Source organism: Streptococcus dentasini (genome assembly GCF_053206945.1).
The window spans coordinates 1-21,131 of sequence record NZ_JBRUHS010000017.1; the positions used below are offsets into that span (position 1 = coordinate 1).

General features: G+C 42.8%; 23 protein-coding genes and 1 pseudogene. 5 read left to right on the plus strand and 19 right to left on the minus strand.

Annotation, left to right across the window (positions count from 1 at the left end; all coding sequences use genetic code 11):
* Window positions 1-320: 320 nt before the first annotated feature.
* Genes ACVR1G_RS10135 through ACVR1G_RS10145 form a run of 3 tightly spaced genes read left to right on the plus strand, consistent with a single transcriptional unit; the run spans window position 321 to window position 3,096 of the window.
* On the plus strand, window positions 321-1,316 hold the full coding sequence (locus tag ACVR1G_RS10135) for a PTS sugar transporter subunit IIB (protein WP_447453059.1): 996 nt from the start codon (window positions 321-323) through the stop codon (window positions 1,314-1,316).
* A 32-nt stretch (window positions 1,317-1,348) separates the two neighbouring features.
* On the plus strand, window positions 1,349-2,161 hold the full coding sequence (locus tag ACVR1G_RS10140) for a PTS mannose/fructose/sorbose transporter subunit IIC (RefSeq protein ID WP_447453060.1): 813 nt from the start codon (window positions 1,349-1,351) through the stop codon (window positions 2,159-2,161).
* Between the two features lie 14 nt (window positions 2,162-2,175).
* The gene (locus ACVR1G_RS10145; protein ID WP_447453061.1) at window positions 2,176-3,096 is read left to right on the plus strand and encodes a PTS system mannose/fructose/sorbose family transporter subunit IID; all 921 of its coding nucleotides are present in this window, start codon (window positions 2,176-2,178) and stop codon (window positions 3,094-3,096) included.
* Window positions 3,097-3,472: 376 nt separating this feature from the next.
* Here the strand turns inward: ACVR1G_RS10145 and ACVR1G_RS10150 are convergent.
* Window positions 3,473-3,556, minus strand: a pseudogene (locus ACVR1G_RS10150) (garvicin Q family class II bacteriocin); the annotation flags it as partial.
* A 362-nt stretch (window positions 3,557-3,918) separates the two neighbouring features.
* Here ACVR1G_RS10150 and ACVR1G_RS10155 point away from each other — a divergent pair.
* Entirely contained in the window at window positions 3,919-4,293 is a 375-nt protein-coding gene (locus ACVR1G_RS10155) for a DUF956 family protein (RefSeq protein ID WP_447453062.1), read from the plus strand.
* Between the two features lie 170 nt (window positions 4,294-4,463).
* Here ACVR1G_RS10155 and ACVR1G_RS10160 read toward each other — a convergent pair whose 3' ends face one another.
* Entirely contained in the window at window positions 4,464-5,525 is a 1,062-nt protein-coding gene (locus ACVR1G_RS10160) for an acyltransferase (protein WP_447453063.1), read from the minus strand.
* A 288-nt stretch (window positions 5,526-5,813) separates the two neighbouring features.
* On the opposite strand from ACVR1G_RS10160, the gene serS reads away from it, so the two are divergent.
* On the plus strand, window positions 5,814-7,094 hold the full coding sequence (gene serS, locus ACVR1G_RS10165; protein ID WP_447453064.1) for a serine--tRNA ligase: 1,281 nt from the start codon (window positions 5,814-5,816) through the stop codon (window positions 7,092-7,094).
* Between the two features lie 364 nt (window positions 7,095-7,458).
* Here the strand turns inward: serS and ACVR1G_RS10170 are convergent, their stop codons facing one another.
* The 17 genes from ACVR1G_RS10170 to ACVR1G_RS10250 form a co-directional block, all read right to left on the minus strand.
* Complete coding sequence (locus ACVR1G_RS10170; RefSeq protein ID WP_447453065.1) at window positions 7,459-7,692, minus strand: leucocin A/sakacin P family class II bacteriocin; 234 nt, start codon at window positions 7,690-7,692, stop codon at window positions 7,459-7,461.
* Between the two features lie 290 nt (window positions 7,693-7,982).
* Complete coding sequence (locus tag ACVR1G_RS10175) at window positions 7,983-8,642, minus strand: DNA alkylation repair protein (RefSeq protein WP_447453095.1); 660 nt, start codon at window positions 8,640-8,642, stop codon at window positions 7,983-7,985.
* 13 nt (window positions 8,643-8,655) lie between these two features.
* Window positions 8,656-9,282, minus strand: a complete 627-nt coding sequence (locus tag ACVR1G_RS10180; RefSeq protein WP_447453066.1) for an HI_0552 family protein — start codon at window positions 9,280-9,282, stop codon at window positions 8,656-8,658.
* A gap of 51 nt (window positions 9,283-9,333) precedes the next feature.
* The gene (locus ACVR1G_RS10185) at window positions 9,334-10,104 is read right to left on the minus strand and encodes an acetyl-CoA carboxylase carboxyl transferase subunit alpha (protein WP_447453067.1); all 771 of its coding nucleotides are present in this window, start codon (window positions 10,102-10,104) and stop codon (window positions 9,334-9,336) included.
* On the minus strand, window positions 10,101-10,964 hold the full coding sequence (gene accD / locus ACVR1G_RS10190) for an acetyl-CoA carboxylase, carboxyltransferase subunit beta (RefSeq protein ID WP_447453068.1): 864 nt from the start codon (window positions 10,962-10,964) through the stop codon (window positions 10,101-10,103). The genes ACVR1G_RS10185 and accD overlap by 4 nt, the downstream gene beginning before the upstream one ends.
* An 8-nt stretch (window positions 10,965-10,972) precedes the next feature.
* The gene (locus ACVR1G_RS10195; protein ID WP_447453069.1) at window positions 10,973-12,340 is read right to left on the minus strand and encodes an acetyl-CoA carboxylase biotin carboxylase subunit; all 1,368 of its coding nucleotides are present in this window, start codon (window positions 12,338-12,340) and stop codon (window positions 10,973-10,975) included.
* Window positions 12,341-12,393: 53 nt separating this feature from the next.
* A complete protein-coding gene (fabZ, locus tag ACVR1G_RS10200; RefSeq protein WP_447453070.1) occupies window positions 12,394-12,816 on the minus strand; it encodes a 3-hydroxyacyl-ACP dehydratase FabZ in 423 nt (140 codons plus the stop codon).
* Window positions 12,813-13,292: an acetyl-CoA carboxylase biotin carboxyl carrier protein gene (accB, locus tag ACVR1G_RS10205; RefSeq protein WP_447453071.1), complete on the minus strand. Its 480-nt coding sequence runs from the start codon at window positions 13,290-13,292 to the stop codon at window positions 12,813-12,815. The genes fabZ and accB overlap by 4 nt, the downstream gene beginning before the upstream one ends.
* A gap of 2 nt (window positions 13,293-13,294) precedes the next feature.
* A complete protein-coding gene (fabF, locus tag ACVR1G_RS10210) occupies window positions 13,295-14,527 on the minus strand; it encodes a beta-ketoacyl-ACP synthase II (RefSeq protein ID WP_447453072.1) in 1,233 nt (410 codons plus the stop codon).
* A gap of 63 nt (window positions 14,528-14,590) precedes the next feature.
* A complete protein-coding gene (gene fabG, locus ACVR1G_RS10215) occupies window positions 14,591-15,328 on the minus strand; it encodes a 3-oxoacyl-[acyl-carrier-protein] reductase (protein WP_447453073.1) in 738 nt (245 codons plus the stop codon).
* 8 nt (window positions 15,329-15,336) lie between these two features.
* Window positions 15,337-16,257, minus strand: a complete 921-nt coding sequence (gene fabD / locus ACVR1G_RS10220) for an ACP S-malonyltransferase (RefSeq protein ID WP_447453074.1) — start codon at window positions 16,255-16,257, stop codon at window positions 15,337-15,339.
* An 83-nt stretch (window positions 16,258-16,340) separates the two neighbouring features.
* On the minus strand, window positions 16,341-17,309 hold the full coding sequence (fabK, locus tag ACVR1G_RS10225; protein ID WP_447453075.1) for an enoyl-[acyl-carrier-protein] reductase FabK: 969 nt from the start codon (window positions 17,307-17,309) through the stop codon (window positions 16,341-16,343).
* 205 nt (window positions 17,310-17,514) lie between these two features.
* On the minus strand, window positions 17,515-17,739 hold the full coding sequence (locus ACVR1G_RS10230) for an acyl carrier protein (RefSeq protein WP_447453076.1): 225 nt from the start codon (window positions 17,737-17,739) through the stop codon (window positions 17,515-17,517).
* A 67-nt stretch (window positions 17,740-17,806) separates the two neighbouring features.
* On the minus strand, window positions 17,807-18,781 hold the full coding sequence (locus ACVR1G_RS10235; protein WP_447453077.1) for a beta-ketoacyl-ACP synthase III: 975 nt from the start codon (window positions 18,779-18,781) through the stop codon (window positions 17,807-17,809).
* Complete coding sequence (gene fabT / locus ACVR1G_RS10240; protein ID WP_447453078.1) at window positions 18,781-19,215, minus strand: fatty acid biosynthesis transcriptional regulator FabT; 435 nt, start codon at window positions 19,213-19,215, stop codon at window positions 18,781-18,783. The genes ACVR1G_RS10235 and fabT overlap by 1 nt, the downstream gene beginning before the upstream one ends.
* 204 nt (window positions 19,216-19,419) lie before the next feature.
* Window positions 19,420-20,211 carry a trans-2-decenoyl-ACP isomerase gene (gene fabM / locus ACVR1G_RS10245; protein ID WP_447453079.1) on the minus strand — a complete coding sequence of 264 codons (792 nt, stop codon included), beginning with the start codon at window positions 20,209-20,211 and terminating at the stop codon, window positions 19,420-19,422.
* A gap of 132 nt (window positions 20,212-20,343) precedes the next feature.
* Complete coding sequence (locus ACVR1G_RS10250) at window positions 20,344-20,991, minus strand: HAD family hydrolase (RefSeq protein WP_447453080.1); 648 nt, start codon at window positions 20,989-20,991, stop codon at window positions 20,344-20,346.
* Between the last annotated feature and the right edge of the window lie 140 nt (window positions 20,992-21,131).

A 21,131-nucleotide genomic window follows, 5' to 3' on the forward strand; every position in this document is an offset into this window, starting at 1 on the left:
CTTAGTATCTTGTAAATCGAACTCGGGCTGCAGATTGTGCAAAAAAGATAGCTTTTTTCCTAGACGCAAGCGTCTTCGTCAAACCTCCTATTTTTGCTTTATCTGCGGTCGCCCTTAGTATCTTGTATAAAGAAGCAAATGAAAGTTTTTGCATTCTTTTGAAAATAGATGGGGTTTTCCAGAAATTTATCTTGACTTTTATCTGAAAGCGTTTTACAATAGACTTGTTCTTGACTGCCCCTAAACTCCAAAAGAAAAGTCCACGGGAGAGATTAGCAAGGAGTGTAGAGGTAACTAAATAAAAAGGAGGAAATTCAAGAATGGGTATCGGTATTATTATTGCCAGCCACGGTAAATTCGCTGAAGGTATCCACCAATCTGGCTCTATGATTTTCGGTGAGCAAGAGAAGGTACAAGTGGTCACTTTTATGCCAAATGAAGGACCTGATGACCTTTATAGTCATTTCAACGATGCTATCGCACAATTCGAGGCTGACGATGAAATCCTAGTCCTAGCCGACCTTTGGTCTGGTTCACCATTTAACCAAGCCAGCCGCGTTATGGGTGAAAATCCTGATCGCAAAATGGCCATTATTACAGGACTTAATCTGCCAATGCTGATCCAAGCCTACACTGAGCGCTTAATGGCTGCTGATGCGGGTGTTGGACAAGTAGCGGCAAATATCATTAAGGAGGCCAAAGACGGTGTTAAAGTGCTTCCTGAAGAACTTAATCCCACTGAGGAAGCGCCAGCTGCTGAAACTGGTTCTGCAGGTCCTAGACAGGGTGCGATCCCCGAAGGTACTGTTATCGGAGACGGTAAGCTCAAAATCAACTTGGCACGCGTAGATACACGTCTGCTTCACGGACAGGTGGCAACTGGATGGACACCAAATTCTAAAGCAAATCGGATCATCGTTGCTTCAGACACTGTCGCAAAAGATGAACTGCGTAAGAGTCTGATCAAACAAGCGGCACCTAACGGTGTTAAGGCTAATGTTGTGCCAATCAAGAAATTGGTTGAAGCATCCAAGGACCCTCGCTTTGGCGATACACATGCGCTCATCCTGTTTGAGACACCGCAAGAGGCTCTGGAAGCCATTGAAGGCGGGGTGCCAATTAAAGAACTTAATGTTGGTTCTATGGCTCATTCGACTGGTAAGACCGTTGTCAACAACGTCCTATCCATGGACAAGGACGATGTTGCAACCTTTGAGAAACTTCGCGATCTCGGGGTTACATTCGACGTGCGTAAGGTCCCAAATGATTCTCAGAAAGATTTGTTTGATCTTATCGAGAAGGCACATATTCAATAATTTTTATGTCATAAACGAAAGGAACTAGAATAATGTCAGTTATTTCTATTATTTTGGTCCTCATCATCGCCTTCTTTGCAGGGCTTGATGGTATCTTGGACCAATTCCAACTTCACCAACCATTGGTTTCATGTACCTTGATTGGGTTGGCTACAGGACACTTAGAAGCTGGGTTAATTCTCGGCGGTGGACTGCAAATGATTGCTCTCGGTTGGGCAAATATCGGAGCGGCTGTAGCGCCAGATATCGCTTTAGCAGCAACGGCTGCAGCAGTTATCATGGTTAAAGGGGGAGATTTCTCTAAATCTGGTATTGGTGTTGCCCAAGCAGTGGCTATTCCACTCGCTGTTGCCGGACTTGCATTGACCATGTTGGTACGTACTATCTCTGTTGGGATTGTTCACGGAGCTGATACAGCTGCAACAAAAGGGAATATCCGCGCTGTCGAACGGGCTCACTTTACGGCCTTGATTCTTCAAGGTTTACGTATTATGTTGCCTGTAGCCCTCCTTCTTGCTCTGCCTACCCATACTGTACAAGAGCTGTTAAATGCGATTCCATCTTGGCTAAAAGACGGTATGACCATTGGTGGTGGTATGGTTGTTGCTGTTGGTTATGCTATGGTTATCAATATGATGGCAACCCGTGAAACTTGGCCATTCTTTGCCCTTGGTTTTGCTTTTGCTGCCGTTACCGATCTTACTTTAGTTGCTCTTGGTACAATTGGTGTCGCAGCTGCTCTTATCTACCTCAACCTGTCAGATATGGCTGGTAATGGAGGCGGATCTGCTGGTAGCTCTGGCGGTTCCGGAGATCCAATTGGCGATATCTTGGAAGACTATTAGAGAGGAGCAAAACAATGGCAGAAAGAATTCAATTAACACAATCTGATCGTCGTAAAGTTTGGTGGCGCTCAACATTCTTACAAGGATCTTGGAACTATGAACGGATGCAAAACTTGGGTTGGGCTTACTCACTGATTCCAGCGATTAAAAAGCTTTATACTTCTGAGGAAGATCGTTCTGCAGCTTTGGAACGTCACTTGGAGTTCTTTAATACCCACCCTTACGTAGCTGCCCCTATCCTTGGGGTAACATTAGCTTTGGAAGAAGAAAAAGCTAATGGAGCTGAAATCGATAATGCTGCTATCCAAGGGGTTAAAATCGGTATGATGGGACCCTTGGCCGGTATCGGTGACCCTGTTTTCTGGTTTACGCTCCGTCCGATCCTTGGTGCTCTTGGCGCTTCACTTGCACAAGCAGGTAATATTGTTGGCCCGCTGATTTTCTTCTTCGGGTGGAATATCATCCGTATGGCCTTCCTCTGGTATACACAAGAGTTAGGATTTAAAGCTGGTTCCGAAATTACCAAAGACCTTTCAGGGGGTATCCTCCAAAAGATTACTAAGGGAGCGTCTATTCTTGGTATGTTCATCTTAGCAGCCTTGGTTGAGCGTTGGGTTAGTGTTAAATTTGCTGTAGATTTACCAGCAACTAAGCTTAGCAACGATAATGGTAAAACGTTTGTCACTCTACCTAATGGTGCCGTTACCGGAGGCAAGTTAAAGGAAGCTATTGAAGGCTTTAATGATAACTTAAATCTTGGTCCTATCAAAACAAACAGCCTTCAAGAGCAGCTAGATTCATTGATTCCAGGCCTAATGGGACTTTTGTTAACTCTATTATGTATGTGGTTGCTTAGAAAGAAAGTGTCACCTATTGTTATGATTCTTGCACTTTTTGCAGTAGGTATCATTGCCCATGTTGCCGGATTGATGTAAGCAAGAAAACAAAGAGAGCTTTGGCTCTCTTTTTCTTATAGAATAGTAGAAAAATGTATAAGCCAAGTATTATGGCATAGTCTGTTAACCAAAGATTGAACAAGTAAAAGCTGACCTTCTATTTCAGTATCTTATTGTTATTAAAGCCTTGGAGTCTATTCAAAAGCATGGGGACTAGATAGGTTGGAGCTTGTGTTCAACTTTTTTAAGAGCTTATCAAAATAGAATTTTTCCTCTCGCTTAACTTTTGGCTTCTGTAATTACTGTAATGGGTGAGAGCCCTACCAGACCTACCAGAAGTTATAGAGCCTCTCAGAACACCATTAAGCAAGCCTAATAAAAGTAGTTTAATACAATAAAGTTTATACCTTAATTATCAATAAGCAACAAAATTTGCAATGCCTGAAATCCAACTATTAACAATAACATCAGTCAAGGCTTGCGCGGAAGTCTTAGTGACTTAGGAAAGTACTTCTGTGTCTATTGTTGAAAATTAATTAAGTGTCTCTTTTGTCACAATAATAATCTCGTTTTTCTTTTTATTTTTATCAGCTTTATGAGCTAACGGTGGCTATTATAAATCCTTACTTACCATTTGTTAAGTTAAAACTGGCTTAAAAATAGAAGTTTAACCTATACGCCAATCTAAGAAATAAACCCAAAAAATTACGAACCATTATAAAGGATGCCACTATTGGACTAAAAGACAGTCGGGCTTCAGCTATCCGATTAGTTTAAGCCCTATATAAAAAGCTCTAGACCATACATGGCGTAAGTCCTCCTTTTTTGGTATAATATAGAAAAATTCTTAAGGTAGAAAAGATGGCACAATCACTTAATACAAAGGTCGAACTAACGACCACTGGGGTCTTCTATCTCGGTATGGGAAACAAAGTCGGTAAGTATCTTATCGGCGATAAAGCTTTAGAGTTTTACAATGATAAAAATCCCGAGGACTACATCCAGATTCCTTGGACGTCGGTCGATAAAATAGGGGCCAATGTCTCTGGTAAAAAAATCAGTCGTCACTTTCAAGTTTTTACTGAGCAGGGAAAATTCCTCTTTGCGTCAAAAGATTCGGGTAAAATTCTTAAAATCGCTCGTGAACAGGTCGGTAACGACAAAATCGTCAGATTACCAACCCTCTTGCAAAAGATTGGATCCAACCTCAAAAATCTCGTATCACGTAAGAAGTAACGGAAATAGATTTCGTTACTTTTATTTTGAACTATCAGTGATTGGATACTACTTTGCGTTCGCTTCTTGAACTGCTTGCTCATTTCCAAGCTCATGAAAAAACGCTCCACTGGAGCTGACTCGCTCTCTCATTTCCAAGCTCGTGAAAAAACGCTCCACTGGAGCGTTTTTTAGTCATAACGGGCGAAGGGAAAGAGGCTGTCTATTTTATTAACTAGCTTTGGAATTTTAAGAGATTGAAATAAATGCAAGCGCAGTTTTTCAATAAGGCCTGACACGACAAAAATTAGAAGAGCTGTTCCTAAAATAATAAGAGGGAATAAGACAATGGGGAAATCAACAAAAGGAACAAAAATATCCTTGAGCCAAAACCTTACTAAAAGAGGGTTGAGATGGACGAGATAGATCCCTAAAGTCGTTGGAGAAAAAAATTGAATTAGTCTAGCAAAGCGGCCTTTTCGTTTGATGGAGCGTGTTTCAAACCAAATAAAAATGGCAAGTGATCCAGCTAATAGGCTAGGCGAGGTGTACCAATACCAGATATCCCCCATAATAAATTTCATCACAAAAGTTACAGCGATAGATACTGCAAAGATGAGAGCAAGTGTTCGTTCCCTAAATAGACGAACAAGATCAAGACGTTTGAGGTAAGCACCAATAATATAAAGTACCGTCAACCAGTTCATACTAAAACCACGGTCGAAAGAAAATTCATCAACCCTAGTATTGAAAAGAGCAGGCATAACAGAAAAGAAAAAGATAGCAACAATAACAATGTATTTTAAATCTCGATTGCTAATCTTTGATAAACCAATATTGAGCAAGGGCATAAATACCAATAGGCCGAAGTAGGCTGTGATATACCAATATTGCCCTTTGATAACTGGAAAAAAAGCTGACAGCCAATCTTGCTCAGTAACATCCTGACCAGCCAGAGTGAATACGAGTCCAAAGCCCAGAGTGTAAAAAATAACCTGCAGCCATAACAAGACCGCCTTGGAGTATCTATAATGAGAATGGATCCCGACATAGCCACTGATAAGAGCATAGCAATTAACAGCTCCATAGGCTGTTACCTGAATCAACCAAGTCGTCCAATAGTAAATATCTGTTGATCCATCAACTTCTTCCCGAATACCACCCTTGCCTAGGATATGAGTCACGATAATCATGAGCATGGCAAAAATTCGCAGGAGATCAATTCCCAAATTTCTTTCTTGTTTCAACTTCATGTAAGATATTCTAGCATAAGTTCATTTAAGACATTTATCAAAGGCTTTACAAAGTTTAAGTTTACTTTTCAGCTATTTTCTTATATAATAAGGGCAACGGATAAGTAGGATTAGGATCTTTGCAGAGAGTCTGCGCTTGCTGCGAGCAGATAGGGGAATAATCTGAAATTCTACCGTTTATGAATTTTGTTAATATTAAAAGTGCACTGAATGTGAAGCTGGGTGGAACCGCGCGCAAGCGCCCCAGCCCCAAGCATTTGGTGTTTTTATTTCTGGAAAGGATCGATTATGTTAGATTTAAAACGCATTCGTACTGATTTCGACACCGTAGCTGAGAAACTGGCCAGCCGCGGCGTGGCTCAAGAAACCTTAAACCAGCTGCACGAGCTGGACGTTAAACGCCGGGCTCTTATTGTTAAATCTGAAGAGCTCAAAGCTGAACGTAACACTGCTTCTGCTGCTATCGCACAAGCCAAGCGCAATAAGGAAGATGCTCAGGAGCAAATCGCCGCCATGCAAAAGGTCTCAGCCGACATCAAAGCTATTGATGCTGAATTAGCTCAGTTTGACAGTAAGGTCGATGAATTTATCACGACTCTTCCCAATATTCCTGCTGATGACGTTCCTGTAGGAGCTGATGAAGATGACAATGTCGAAGTTCGCCGCTGGGGAACATCGCGTGATTTTGACTTTGATATCAAGGCCCACTGGGATCTTGGTGAAAACCTTAATATTCTGGATTGGGAACGCGGTGCTAAAGTTACCGGGTCACGCTTTCTTTTCTATAAAGGTCTGGGGGCCCGCTTAGAACGTGCTATCTATAACTTCATGTTGGATGAACATGCCAAAGAAGGCTACACCGAAATGATTCCACCATATATGGTCAACCACGATTCTATGTTTGGTACTGGCCAGTATCCGAAATTCAAAGAGGATACGTTTGAGCTAGCCGATACGGATTATGTCCTAATTCCGACAGCTGAGGTGCCCTTGACCAACTTTTACCGCGATGAGATCATCGACGGTAGGAAGCTGCCTGTTAAATTTACCGCGATGAGCCCATCTTTCCGTTCAGAAGCAGGTTCTGCTGGTCGAGATACACGCGGACTAATCCGTCTGCACCAATTCCATAAGGTTGAAATGGTGAAATTTGCTAAGCCTGAGAACTCTTACGATGAACTAGAAAAAATGGTAGCTAACGCTGAAAGTATCCTTCAAAAATTGGAACTCCCATATCGTGTGATTACACTTTGCACTGGCGACATGGGCTTCTCAGCTGCTAAGACCTATGATCTTGAAGTCTGGATTCCAGCGCAAAATACCTATCGGGAAATCTCTTCCTGCTCTAACTGTGAAGACTTCCAAGCGCGTCGTGCACAAATTCGCTACCGCGACGAAGCTGATGGCAAGGTTAAGCTCCTCCACACCCTCAATGGTTCAGGCTTGGCTGTCGGCCGCACAGTCGCAGCCATCCTTGAGAACTATCAAAATGAAGACGGCTCTGTCACGATTCCAGAAGTACTTCGTCCATATATGGGTGGGGTTGAAGTGATTGCCCATAATAGTTAAAACCAGTTCAAGCAGATTTCCAATTGGGAAGTCTGTTTTTTTAATCAGACGCTTACAAAGTTTACAAAAAAAGATGGAGCAAACAACTGCTCCATCTTTACTTTTCTTATAGAAACCCTTCGTAACACAGCCTAGCATTCACATCCTTGAAAATGGATTTGAAAATCTCTGCTCTTCTCTAGGTTCAAGATAAATAATATCTTTTATCTGATATCCTCTTGATCTAGACAAGTATCTTAGCCTATTTTGCCAATAATATAATCAATTCGCTTCTTTTTGTTTTTCATAGTTAAATTGAAGTATGGCAACTAAGCGTTAGTGCTGTGTTTACTTGGATTCAACCACTAATACTGAAGTGGTCAAATTAATAGTTGGAATTCCAACCAGATTTGCCACCAGTAAACCATTGGGCGGGGATATTGTTTACAAGAGAAGTAATCAAGCGGCCAGTGTCTACCCAGCAACCTTTATCTTCGCTGCAATACAGTCCATTACCATAATATGTTGATCCATCATCTTCAACTGTGGCTCCACCTTCAATAGCAGCCAGTTCTTGAGCAGTCATTGCATCAAATTGTTCCAATGTTTGAGTTGTCATAAGATTATACCTCTTTTATTTTTATTTGCCAGTTTTTTACCTGACAGCCGTTATTATAAAATTTTTTAGCTGGCCTGTGAACCCCTAAAGCGTCATTGTTAATGAAACTAAATACCTACGTTACTGCCCCCTAAAGAAAAAGAATTTTTAATTTCAAATGAAAATAATGCTACAGATTATGCTATTTCTGCTATTAATGGAAAACTGTCGATATTATTACTAGCTATGCACATGAGAAAAAGCCAGACGTTCTAATGACCGTCTGGTTTTTTGATAGTCAGCATTCTTATTTAAAGATACTTGCTGCCTTCTTTTACGCTTAAGGAAGACATTTGATTTCCATATTTCTCGATGAACCGCCTGACCCAATCTGGATTGGTCTTTGAATAATCCCGCAAGGCCCAGCCTATAGCTTTGTTGATGAAAAATTCCTGACTACCGAAATTGTTAAAGAGAATTTTTTCCAGCAGGTCTCTATCTGTCTCTTCTTTTAGACCAAGCTGATGCTCGATAGACGTCCTTCTGATCCAAAAATCTTCATCCTGCGACCAACTTAACATTAAAGGACCCACCCTGTCATCTCTCAAGCCAATACTGCCGATTGCCTTGCATAGAAAATCAATGGTATCCCACCACGGCTTGTTTTTGATATAATGACGGATATGTGCGATATCCTCATAGGTTAAATACTTGTTCAGTGCCAGCAGGTAGTCATAAACAAAATACTGGAGTTCTCGGTGGCTATCCTCGTAGCATTGATCCAAGAGCTGCCAGTCTGGTATTTGTTTTTTCTTTGCTTCTTTAAGAAAGCCTTTGTAAAGAGCCCTTCGATCAGCTGTTTTCAAACCATAAAAACGAAACTGATTGCGCATGTATTTAGCCATGGCAAGGGCATTTTCAGCATTTTGATGGGCTTCAAAAAGATCTTTTAATTCTTTATAATCCATTATTTCTTCGTAAATTCTAGCTTTTCGTTGCGTCGTAATAAGGTAGAACTCGATCAAACCCCAGAACCAGCTGATCTGTTAGCGAATCTAGAGACGATTCCATTTCTATAGGAATATCATATTTGACCAGTACCTTTTGGACGGTTCCTGATTCGACAGCCTCTTGCAGCTTGGATCGGTTTTCTTCATTTCCCTCTACTTTGTGGCTAACACCATCTTCTTGGGCAAAATAGTAAAGAGGTTCAGCAATTGGCACTGTTAAGATCTTGTTTTGTTTGGACAAGGTATCTTCTGATTTTTTGCGCTCCACAAAGCTGACCTCCACCGAGATACCAAAATCGTCTTTTTGTCCATAGAGACGGATAGCCAATCCAACATCATCCGGATGGTCCTGAGGCTGTTTGAAATAGCACCAAAAATGCGGACGAGCGACTTGCGCCTGATTAGCCCAATTGCTGACCCGAGTCATTTCAAAAGGGGCTACTTTATCAGCCAGATGTTTAGCAATACCTGTAAATTCTGAGCGGGCGCCTTGCCCCAGCACTTTGAGCTCTGTCATTTCACCGGCTAGAGGACCAGCTTTTTCTGGTTTAACGTATTTAAAGCCTTGATAGGCGAGGTAGGCATTTAGTTTTTCATACATCACTTTTTCCTTTTCGTATAATAGCCAAAAAGCCCTATTCAAGGGCTTTTACTAGTACTTTCTAAAGCGCTGATAGCGCTGTTCCAACAAATCTTCAAGAGGGAGCTGACTGAGATGTTTAATTTCTTCGATGAGGTTATTCTTGATCATCTCAACAATTTCACTTGAAAAATAACCATGTTCTGGAATAACCTTATCAACAATATCCATCTTGTAGAGCTCTCCCGCTGTCAATTTCATGAGCTCAGCAGCTTCCGTAGCACGGGAGCCATCTTTCCAAAGAATTGAAGCAAAACCTTCAGGGCTGAGAATAGCATAGATGGTATGTTCCAGCATCCAAACCTTATCAGCTACAGCAAGAGCTAGGGCTCCGCCAGACCCTCCCTCGCCAATGATGATAGCAATGATAGGAACTTTGAGGTCACTCATTTCCATCAGATTGCGAGCGATAGCTTCACCCTGTCCGCGCTCTTCAGCACCAACACCTGGATATGCTCCTGCTGTGTTAATAAAGGTAATCACTGGACGCCCAAATTTTTCAGCCTGCTTCATCAAGCGCAAAGCCTTGCGATAACCATCAGGATTAGGCTGACCGAAATTGCGGTTGAGATTGTCCTGGAGGTTTTTCCCTTTTTGGATACCGATTACAGTGACAGGTCGACCATCCAAACGAGCCAATCCACCGATAACCGCTCCATCATCTGCAAAATAACGGTCTCCATGTAATTCTATAAAATCATCGAATACCTGTTCGGCATAATCAAGAGCTGTCAAACGACCTTGATCACGCGCTTCTTTTAAAATACGTGCAACATCACTCATTTGGCCCCTCCGTGAAATGCAACGAGTTTAGCAATGGTTTCTTTCATTTCTGTACGTTTGACAATAGCATCTACAAAGCCGTGTTCTAAAAGGAATTCTGCCTTTTGAAAACCATCAGGCAGCTGTTCACGCACCGTTGTCTCAATCACACGGCGGCCAGCAAAACCAATTAAAGTCTGTGGTTCAGCAATAATTATATCCCCTTCCATGGCAAAACTCGCTGTGACACCACCAGTTGTAGGATCTGTCAGAACCGTTAGATAAAAGAGACCAGCATTAGAATGACGTTTGACGGCAGCAGAAATCTTAGCCATTTGCATAAGACTCATGATACCTTCTTGCATACGGGCACCGCCTGAAGCCGTAAAGACAACAACAGGTAAACTATGCTCTGTTGCATACTCAAATAGTCGTGTCAGTTTTTCACCAACAACCGTCCCCATACTGGCCATGATGAAGTTAGGATCCATGATTCCAAGAGCAATCTTACGCCCTTGAATCTCAGCAGTCCCAGTCATAACAGCCTCATCAAGTCCTGTCTTGCCCTTAACGGTCGCTAGTTTATCGCTATAGCCTGGGAAATTCAGGGGATCTTTGGTATCAATACCTGTGAACATTTCTTCAAAACTACCTTGATCTACAGTCAAGTCTAAGCGTTCAGGTGCCGAGATGCGGAAATTATAGCCACAAGAAGGGCAGATTTTCTCTGCCCCTAGGTCCTTCTGATAGATAACATGCTTACAGCTTGGACATTTAGCAAATAATTCATCCGGCACCTCAGGCTTGGTCTGTTCAGGAGTCCTTAACGAACGATTGGGATTGATACGGATGTACTTGTCTTTTCTTCCAAATAAGGCCATAAATTCTCCTAATCTTCTTGATTATATGCTGGTAAGAAGGTCTCCATCAAGAATGCTGTATCGTAATCTCCAGCAATCACATGCTTATCTGAAATCAAGTCCAGTTGAAAATCAGCATTGGTTAGTACACCATCAATTTCTAACTCATACAAAGCGCGCTGCATCTTCATCAAGGCATCAAAACGGTTCTCACCATGGACAATAATCTTAGCAATCATACTATCATAATAAGGTGGAATCGTATAGTCATGATAAACAGCAGAGTCCACACGTATACCGACACCGCCTGCAGGCAGGTACAAATCGGTAATCTTACCTGGACTTGGCGCAAAGTTAAACTTAGGATTTTCTGCATTGATGCGACATTCAATAGCATGCCCCGTAATCTGAATGTCTTCTTGATGGTGAGAAAGTTCTTCACCGCTGGCAATGCGGATCTGTTCTTTGACCAGATCGACACTGGTTACAAACTCAGTTACAGGATGCTCAACCTGAATCCGCGTATTCATTTCCATGAAGTAGAAATGACCTGTCGCTTCATCCAGTAAAAATTCAATTGTGCCAGCATTTTCATACTGAACAGCCTTGGCAGCACGAACAGCCGCTGCCCCCATTTCTTTACGCAGGGTGGCTCCGATAGCAATAGAAGGGCTTTCCTCTAGTACTTTCTGATTGTTGCGCTGGAGCGAGCAGTCACGTTCTCCTAGGTGGATAATATTACCGTAAGCATCTCCCAAGATTTGAACTTCAATATGACGGGCTGGATAGATAACCTTTTCGATGTACATCGCACCGTTACCAAAGGCAGCTAGGGCTTCTTGCGATGCTGATTCAAAAGCTGAAACTAGATCCTCAGCTTTTTCTACCTTGCGAATTCCTTTTCCACCGCCGCCAGCAGAAGCTTTGAGCATAACAGGATAGCCAATTTTATCAGCGATTTTAAGGGCGTCTTCGGCCGTAACAACTTCACCGTCTGATCCCGGAATAACCGGAACATTAGCCTTAATCATTTCAGCACGTGCATTGATTTTATCGCCCATCTTATCCATGACACTACCAGAAGGTCCAATAAACTTAATGTTCATCTCCTCGCACACAGTGGCAAATTTTGAGTTCTCACTTAAGAATCCAAAACCTGGATGGATAGCCTGTGCTCCTGTAACGATGGCTGCTGACAGGACAGCATTCATATTAAGATAAGAATCTGTTGAACGGGCTGGCCCAACGCAGATTGCCTCATCAGCAAGGAGGACATGCAGAGCTTCCTTATCAGCCTCTGAGTAGATTGCAACGGTTTCAACACCCAGCTCACGTGCTGCACGGATGATACGCACTGCGATTTCACCACGATTGGCAATCAAAATTTTCTTAAACATTTATCTGTCTTTCTCCTGCAAAATTTTAAACTAGCCATCTAATAAGCATAAAGCTAGTTTCCTAGGGCAAAGGTCAGGGTCCCGCTGGCAGCCAGTTTACCATCAACTTCTGCCTTGGCTTCAACCACTGCGATGGTGCCGCGGCGCTTAACGAACTTAGCTGTCATAACCAGTTGGTCACCCGGAACAACCTGCTTTTTAAATTTAACCTTGTCCATACCAGCATAAAAGACTAGCTTTCCTTTATTTTCTTCCTTGGACAATTCCAAGACACCAGCCGTTTGAGCTAGAGCCTCCATAATAAGAACACCTGGCATCACTGGGTACTCAGGAAAGTGACCATTGAAGAAGGGCTCGTTAACCGTAACATTTTTAATCGCTACAATCTCATCATCCGACATCTCCAAGACGCGATCGACTAGAAGCATAGGGTAGCGATGGGGAAGGGACTCACGAATTTTTGCAATATCGATCATTTGATCCGCACCAATCCTTTTCCAAACTCAACAACTTCTTCATTCGCGACCAAAACTTCAGTTACAACACCATCTCTTGGTGCAGGAACCTCATTCATAACCTTCATCGCTTCAATAATCAAGAGAGTCTGTCCTTTTTTGACACTGTCTCCGACAGAAACGAAGGCTGGTTTATCAGGCGCTGGTGCAAGATAAGCCACGCCAACCAAGGGACTTTCTATAAGGTCGCCTTCGGCCACTATTGCGGCTGGCTCTGCTGGAGCCGTTGGTTCGCTGGTTGTCTGTGATGCCGCTGACTCTGTCACAGTTGACGGCACCGTCCCAGCTGAGCTTGGCTCTACTGGAGCTACTACAGAAGCTGTTTGCCCCTCATTCTTACTAAAAACTAGAGCTTCGCCGTTGCTGCTATAAGAGAATTCACGCAGGCTAGACCCATCAAATTGGCTCATCAAATCTTTGATTTCTGAAATGTTCATGCCTAAGCCTCCCAGCGTTTAAATGCAAGAACAGCATTGTGACCGCCAAATCCAAAAGTGTTTGAGATGGCGTACTCAACCTCAGCTTGACGTCCTTCACCCATGATAACGTCAGCTTCAATGTCCTCTGACAACTCCTTGGTCCCTGCAGTCATCGGAAGGAAGCTATGACGGATAGATTCGATTGTAGCAATAGCTTCAACGGCACCGGCTGCTCCGAGCAAGTGCCCTGTAAACGACTTAGTAGATGATACAGGAACATTTTTACCAAGAACAGCTACGATAGCCTGACTTTCGCCCTTTTCATTGGCTTGTGTTGACGTACCATGAGCGTTGACGTATCCTACTTCTTCAGGTGCGATCCCTGCTTCTTTGATGGCCAGCTTCATTGCTTTAGCAGCACCTGATCCGTCTGGCGTTGGTGTTGTCATATGATAAGCATCACAGTTGCTGCCATAGCCGACAATTTCAGCCAAGATATTAGCGCCACGTTTTTGGGCATGCTCTAAGCTTTCAACAATTAAAACACCGGCACCCTCACCCATGACAAAACCATTGCGATCTTTATCAAATGGAATAGCTGAGCGAGTTGGATCTTCTGTTGTTGAAAGAGCTGTCAAAGCATTGAATCCGCCAATACCAATTTTAGTAATGGAAGCTTCGGAACCGCCAGCTAGGATAACATCATGGAAGCCATACTTGATTTCACGGAATGCTTCCCCAATGGCATCATTGGCAGAGGCACAAGCTGTTGTGATGGATTTACATACCCCCTGAGCACCAATCTTGAGGGCAATATTACCAGCTCCCATATTGGAAAGGGCTTTAGGGATAAACATCGGTCTAATGCGCTTCATACCGCGCTCATGCATACGGATGATCTGATCTTGCAACTCTTGGAGTCCACCGATACCAGATGAGACAATAACACCTGTGCGGTCGCGATCTACGGCCTCCATATCAAGATTAGCATTTTCAAGGGCTTCCATAGCTGCATAAATAGCATACAGCGAATAGGTATCCATACGATTGGTGTCCTTTTTCGCAAAGTATTTATCAAAGGGGAAGTCTTGGATTTCACCAGCATTGTGAACTGGAATTTCCGATGGATCGAACCTCGTTATCGGTTTGATACCGATTTCACCATTCTCAAGGCTCTTCCAGAAATCCTCTGGTGTATGTCCGATTGGTGATGTGACACCGTAACCCGTTACAACTACACGATTAAAAGTCATAATATTTCCTCTGTTTTCTTAGATAATTTTCGATTTTAACAACTAGGTAGAACTAGGCCAAGGTTACCCTTGCATAGTCATCCCACCATCAATAGCGATAACCTGACCTGTCAAATATTCTTGACTGGCCAGAAAAACGGCAACATCCGCAACTTCTTCGGCTTGCCCCATGCGCTTCATTGGGACTTGAGCAATCATAGCATCTTTCATTTTATCAGGAATTGCATCTGTCATATCTGACTCGATGAAGCCTGGAGCAATAGCATTTACTCGGACACCTCGAGCAGCCACTTCACGTGCAACAGATTTGGTGAAGCCAAGAAGACCTGCTTTAGACGCAGCATAATTAGCTTGACCGACATTTCCCATAAGACCAACGACTGATGACATATTAATAATAGCACCCTGACGCGCTTTAGTTAAGGGTTTAAGGACAGCTTGTGTCATATTAAAAGCACCTGTCAGGTTAATCTTTAGGACACGTTCAAAGTCATCTGCTGTCATCTTAAGCATGAGCTTATCATTAGTAATGCCAGCATTATTGATAAGAATGTCTACCGAACCGAGCGCTTCAATAGCCTCATCGACCATGCGTTTTGCATCTGTAAAATCAGAGACGTCACCTGAAATCGCAACAACCTTAACATTATAGCCTGCAAACTGTGCTAGTAGTTCCTCTGATATTTCTGAACGGCCATTGAGCACTAAATTAGCACCTAGGCTGGCAAATTTATGCGCAACGGCCAAACCGATGCCGCGGGTTGAACCTGTAATAAAAACATTTTTATTAGTTAATTCCATGGGGCCTCCTATTTTTCTAAAAGAGTCTCCAGACTAGCCACATCTTCTACGGGAGAAACAGGGGCTGTCTTATCAATTTTCTTCATAAAACCGCTGAGAACCTTACCCGGCCCGATTTCAATATAGTCTGTTACTCCTAACTCCTGCATAGTTGCAATTGATTCGTAGAAGCGTACAGGCTCTTTCACCTGACGAGCCAAAAGAGATCTGATATCAGCATACGCCATAACCTTGGCCTCTGTGTTACCAACCAAAGGGATCTGAAATTCTGAAAAATCGACTTTCTTAAGTTCCTGCGCCAACTGCTGACTTGCTGGCTCCAAGAGAGCCGTGTGGAAGGGGCCCGAAACCTTGAGCGGAATCAATCGCTTAGCACCCGCCTCTTTCAATTTTTCAACAGCAGCATCTACCGCTGCAGCATCGCCACCAATAACGATTTGCGCTGGCGTATTATAGTTGGCAGGTCTGACATACCCCTTATCAGAAGCCTGTTGACAAGCTTCTTCGATAACCTCTACAGGTGTATTCATGACCGCAACCATTTTGCCAGTGCCTGCTGGAGCAGCTGTCTCCATAAATTCACCACGCTTGGCTACGAGAGCTACCGCTTCTTCAAATGATAGAGCTCCTGCAGCAACCAAGGCTGAGTACTCCCCAAGTGAGAGGCCTGCTACAACATCTGGTTCGACCCCCCTTTCTTTTAGGAGACGATAAATGGCAACAGAAGTTGTTAAAATCGCAGGTTGTGTATAGCGGGTTTGATTAAGCTTGTTTTCTTCCTCATCGATAAGCTTTCGTACATCATATCCTAAAATGCGACTGGCAGTATCAAATGTCTCTTTGACAAGGGGATAAGCTTCATACAAATCTTTTGCCATACCAGATTTTTGGGCACCCTGTCCGGCAAATAAAAAGGCTGTCTTTGTCACACTATTTCCTCCAAGTTTGGCTAGAGACCTCCACTATTAAGTTATAAAAGTAAAGGTCCGAGGTCGTTCCTTGTTGTTATTTTTTAATCTTCTGATACATCTGCCCAACGAGCAGATTGTTCTTTAATGACTTTAGCAGCACCATAATAGAGGTCTTTCAAGATTTCTTCACAGGTTTCTTCCTTACGAACCAAGCCTGCAATTTGTCCGGCCATGACAGAACCATTTTGGACATCACCATCAACAACTGCATTGCGTAGAGCTCCTGCGCCGAGCTCCTCAATTTCCTGAGCCGATTTTTTTCCTGCCAAGAAATCTTTTTCTGCCTGAGCATAAGAGGAAGATAATTTGTTCTTGATAGCACGTACTGGATGTCCAACAACTGAAGCGGACACGACAGTATCAATATCCTTGGCCTTGAGCAACCTGTCTTTGAAGTTTTGGTGGGCGTTGGACTCCTTAGCGACAACAAAGCGGGTACCAACTTGGATAGCATCAGCCCCTAGCATAAATACAGCTGCAGCGCCGTTCCCGTCAGCTACACCACCAGCACCGATAACAGGAATATCCACAGCATCAACAACTTGGCGTACCAAAGTCATCGTTGTCAGTTTGCCAATGTGACCGCCTGCTTCCATACCTTCAGCAATCAGAGCATCCGCTCCTAATTTTTCCATCCGCTTAGCAAGGGCTACACTTGGGACAACCGGGATTACAGTGATTCCTGCCTCATGCAAGCGTTCCATATATTTACCAGGGTTACCTGCACCAGTAGTGACTACCTTAACCCCTTCTTCAATTACAAGATCCACAATGTCATCAGCAAAAGGAGATAAAAGCATGATGTTAACCCCAAAAGGCTTATCTGTAATTGATTTAACACGATCTATATTAGCTTTAACGACTTCTTTAGGGGCATTACCGCCGCCGATAATTCCAAGTCCTCCAGCATTGGACACAGCACCAGCTAAGTCACCGTCTGCGACCCATGCCATACCCCCTTGGAAAATAGGGTATTTAATATGTAATAATTCTGTAATGCGAGATTTCATAGATATCCTTACCTTCTTAAATAATTATGTCCAAGAACTTTGAATGTCAAAGTATTGGTCTAAAGAAGAAGGCGGATGAGTTGCCCCGTCCACCTTGCAGCCTTGCCTAATAGTCATGTGAATTAAGACATCTCTGGGCTGCACCTTCGTAACTAAATCTGTAAGATTTAAAGGCTGGGAATAATTCCCAGTCTCTCAACCACATTTATTTAGTTTTTTCTTCCACGTAGGCAACCAAATCACCAACCGTATTCAAACCATCTTCAGTTTCGATCTGGATGTCAAATGCATCTTCAATTTCTGAGATAACTTGGAATACATCAAGCGAGTCAGCGTCAAGCTCATCAAAAGTCGTTGTCATTTGAACTTCATCAGTTTCCTTACCAAGTTCTTCAACGATGATTTCTTGTACTTTCTCAAATACTGCCATTTTAAAATTCTCCTTTAAAGATAAAAAATAAATAATATATAAATACTGTTTTTACACAGTTATCTACCTAAATTTTAACAATTAGACTGCCCCATGTCAATCCCCCACCAAAGCCAGTGAGCAGCAAGGTCTGGGAACCGTCGAGTCTTATTATACCATTTTCAACAGATTCCGCTAGCAAAATAGGTATACTAGCTGCACTGGTATTGCCGTAGTGCATCATGTTAGCTAAAAATTTATCACGCTCAAGTCCGATTTTCTTAGCCATCTTATCCAAAATACGGATATTGGCTTGGTGCAAGAGGGCATAATCGATGCCATCACCAGATAAGCCCGAAATTTCTAGAAGTTCCTTTATGCTGCGAGACACATCACGGATAGCAAAGTCAAAAATAGCACGGCCATCCATCCCCATAAAGGGATTGTTCTCCCCTTGGTCTGAATAAGGAGACTGCAAACCATATGCCCCTGAGGTCAATTTTTGCCCTCGGCTACCATCACTATGGAGCGATTCCGCTAAGAAATGCTCTTGTGCTGATGCCTCTAAAAGTACCCCACCAGCACCATCTCCAAAAAGAACCGCTGTTCTGCGATCAGACCAATCCAGCGTTTTGGACAGCACTTCAGCACCAATAACCAGTCCTCTTTTATAGCTACCAGCCTTGATTAATTTTTCGGCTGTTGCTAAGGCAAATACAAAGCCACTGCAAGCCGCTGTTAGGTCATAGACGAAAGCTTCGCTGGCATTGATATTGGCCTGAACACGGGCGGCGGTAGTCGGCATCATAGAATCGGGTGAAATGGTCGCTACGATGATAAAATCAATTTCTGACGGACTCAGTCCTGATTTTTCCAGCAGCTGCTTAGCCACCTCGGTCGCTAAGTCACTAGTTTCCTGATTGCGGCTGATACGCCTTTCTTTGATCCCTGTACGGCTGGCAATCCACTCATCACTAGTATCCATAATCTTAGCCAAATCGTCATTTGTGACAACTTGCTCGGGTACATAATAGGCTGTCTGACTAATTTTTGCAAAGGTCATTATTTCAAATCCTCTAAGAATTGATAGAGATTGTGGAGGGCCCCCTCCAAGGTCTTAATCTCCATATCATTCATTCCTTTTATAATTTGGGTTACCATGTTTTTATGGAAACGGTTATGCAGGCGGTAAATAAGGCGCCCTTTCTTTGTCAGACTCAGATGAACAACACGGCGATCAACTTCAGAACGATGGCGTTTAACATAGCCTTTTCTCTCTAATTTATTCAAACTAGTAGTAACCGTACCCAAGGTAACCATTAGTTCGCGAGCAATGTCACTGGGTGTCGCATCTGGAATATGACCGATAATATCAACCGTATGCATTTCCTTCATAGAAACATCCCTGAAACGGCTGTTTTTTAGGCTCATTTCCTCAATGACCAAGACATTGTTAAAAACTTTTGTTAGATATTCATTAACTAACTTATAATCCACTTTATACCTCGATTCTCAAATAATTTGATATTCAAAGTATATCAGAACTGAAACATGTTTGCAAGAGTAATGAAATAACTTTCCTAATTGGACATTGCTTAAGCTTTGTTAGCTCACCTACTGATAGGAAAAGAGCACATTTAAGAAATGGCAGAACTATAGACAGAACGACAAATCAACACTAAAACACGCGACTACCTCTTGCTATTTTCCAGTAAAGTTAGGGCGACGCTTCTGACTAAAGGCATTAACCCCCTCTTTAAAGTCCTCAGTGAAGGCCAATGATTTTTGCAGTGCCAACTCAAGATCAGCATACTCTTCCCAGCCAGCAAAGTCACTCTGCCAAACCATCTCTTTGATTGCCTTAAAGGAGTTAGGAGAGCTGCGCTTCAGGCGCTTAATTAAGCGATCAGTATCACGTTCTAGTTTTTCAGATTCCACTAAACGGTAGATGAAACCCCACTCCAAGGCTTTTTCAGCACTAACTGCTTCACCTGTCATAGTAATTTGGGTCGCCCGATTGATACCTATAGAACGTGTCAAGAGGAAGAGTCCACCAGCATCTGGCGCTAAACCAACTCCAACAAAGGCCTGGATGAATTTAGCCTTTTCAGAAGCAAGGGTAAAATCTGCTGCTAAAACCATATTGAAGGCTGCACCGGCTACAGGTCCGTCAACACTCATGATAACTGGCTTGGGCAGGCGCTTAATCATAAAGGAAATCGTATTAACCAGTTCAGCTATCCGCACCAAAGACTGCACGTCATCGGCGTCAACAGCTTTCTGCATTTGGTCTAAATCGCCCCCAACAGAGAAGACCTTGCCATTAGCGTTGATGAGCAGAATACGCACACTATCGTCCTTTTCTGCCAGACTAATAGCCTCAATGATTTCTTCACAGATTGGAATATTAAAACCGTTCGACACTTCCGGTCGATTCAAGGTCAAGGTTGCAACACCATCTTCTACACTGTAAAGAATTGTTGAAAAATTCATAAGATACCTCCAATTATTTTATTCTTCAAATAAAATAAGCTGTTTTATCACTATCTCATCCATTATAACTAAAAATGCTCGTTTGACAAGGAAATACTTTCTTGTAAAGAAAAGAACTAGCAGCATTTGCATTTAATTTTCTGTTGTTAGGCAATCCAGCACTTCTGTTAAGTTATTAATCAAACGATTAGCCTGACTTTGATCCAAGCCATAGCGTTCATCCTTAATGGCCCAGACTTCTATGCCAGCAGCAACTGCGGCAGCAATCCCTTTTTCACTGTCTTCGATAACCAGCAAATCTGATTTAGCAAAGCCCAACTGAGTAGCTGCCTCATGGTAGATAGCGGGATGGGGCTTGCTTTCTGGAAATTCTTCCCCTGATAAGATGACATCAAAGTAGGCTGTTAAGTTAGTATCGCCTAAAGCCTTTAAAATATCCGATTTCGTTGAGCTGGAGGCCAGACCAATCTTCAGTCCCTTTTCCTTAAGTGCCTCCAGAGTCATCTGAACATCAGCAAAGAGAACTTCCTTATAGGGGAGAGGATTTGCTGTCTTATAATTCGTATAATCTTCTTGGAGCTGGGCGATATCCCAATTCGCATAGTCATTCCCTAAGATTTTCTCCCAGACCTGTTTCATGTTACCACCAATAAAAAAACTCAGAGGCAGATGCCTAATCGAAATTCCTCGATTGGCTAAGAAGGTCTCGCGGCGAGTATAATAAAATTCTTCGGTATCAAAAAGGACACCATCCATATCAAAAATAATAGCTTGCTTCATGAAAAACCTCTGCTTTATTTTACCATAAAATACGACAGAGATTTCTATTGAACTAACCCCCTCCCCTATCCAGCCTTGGAGTCTTCTCATAACTTCTTATGGCAAGTTTTCTTCCACTTGTTACGCTTTGTAATGGCTCT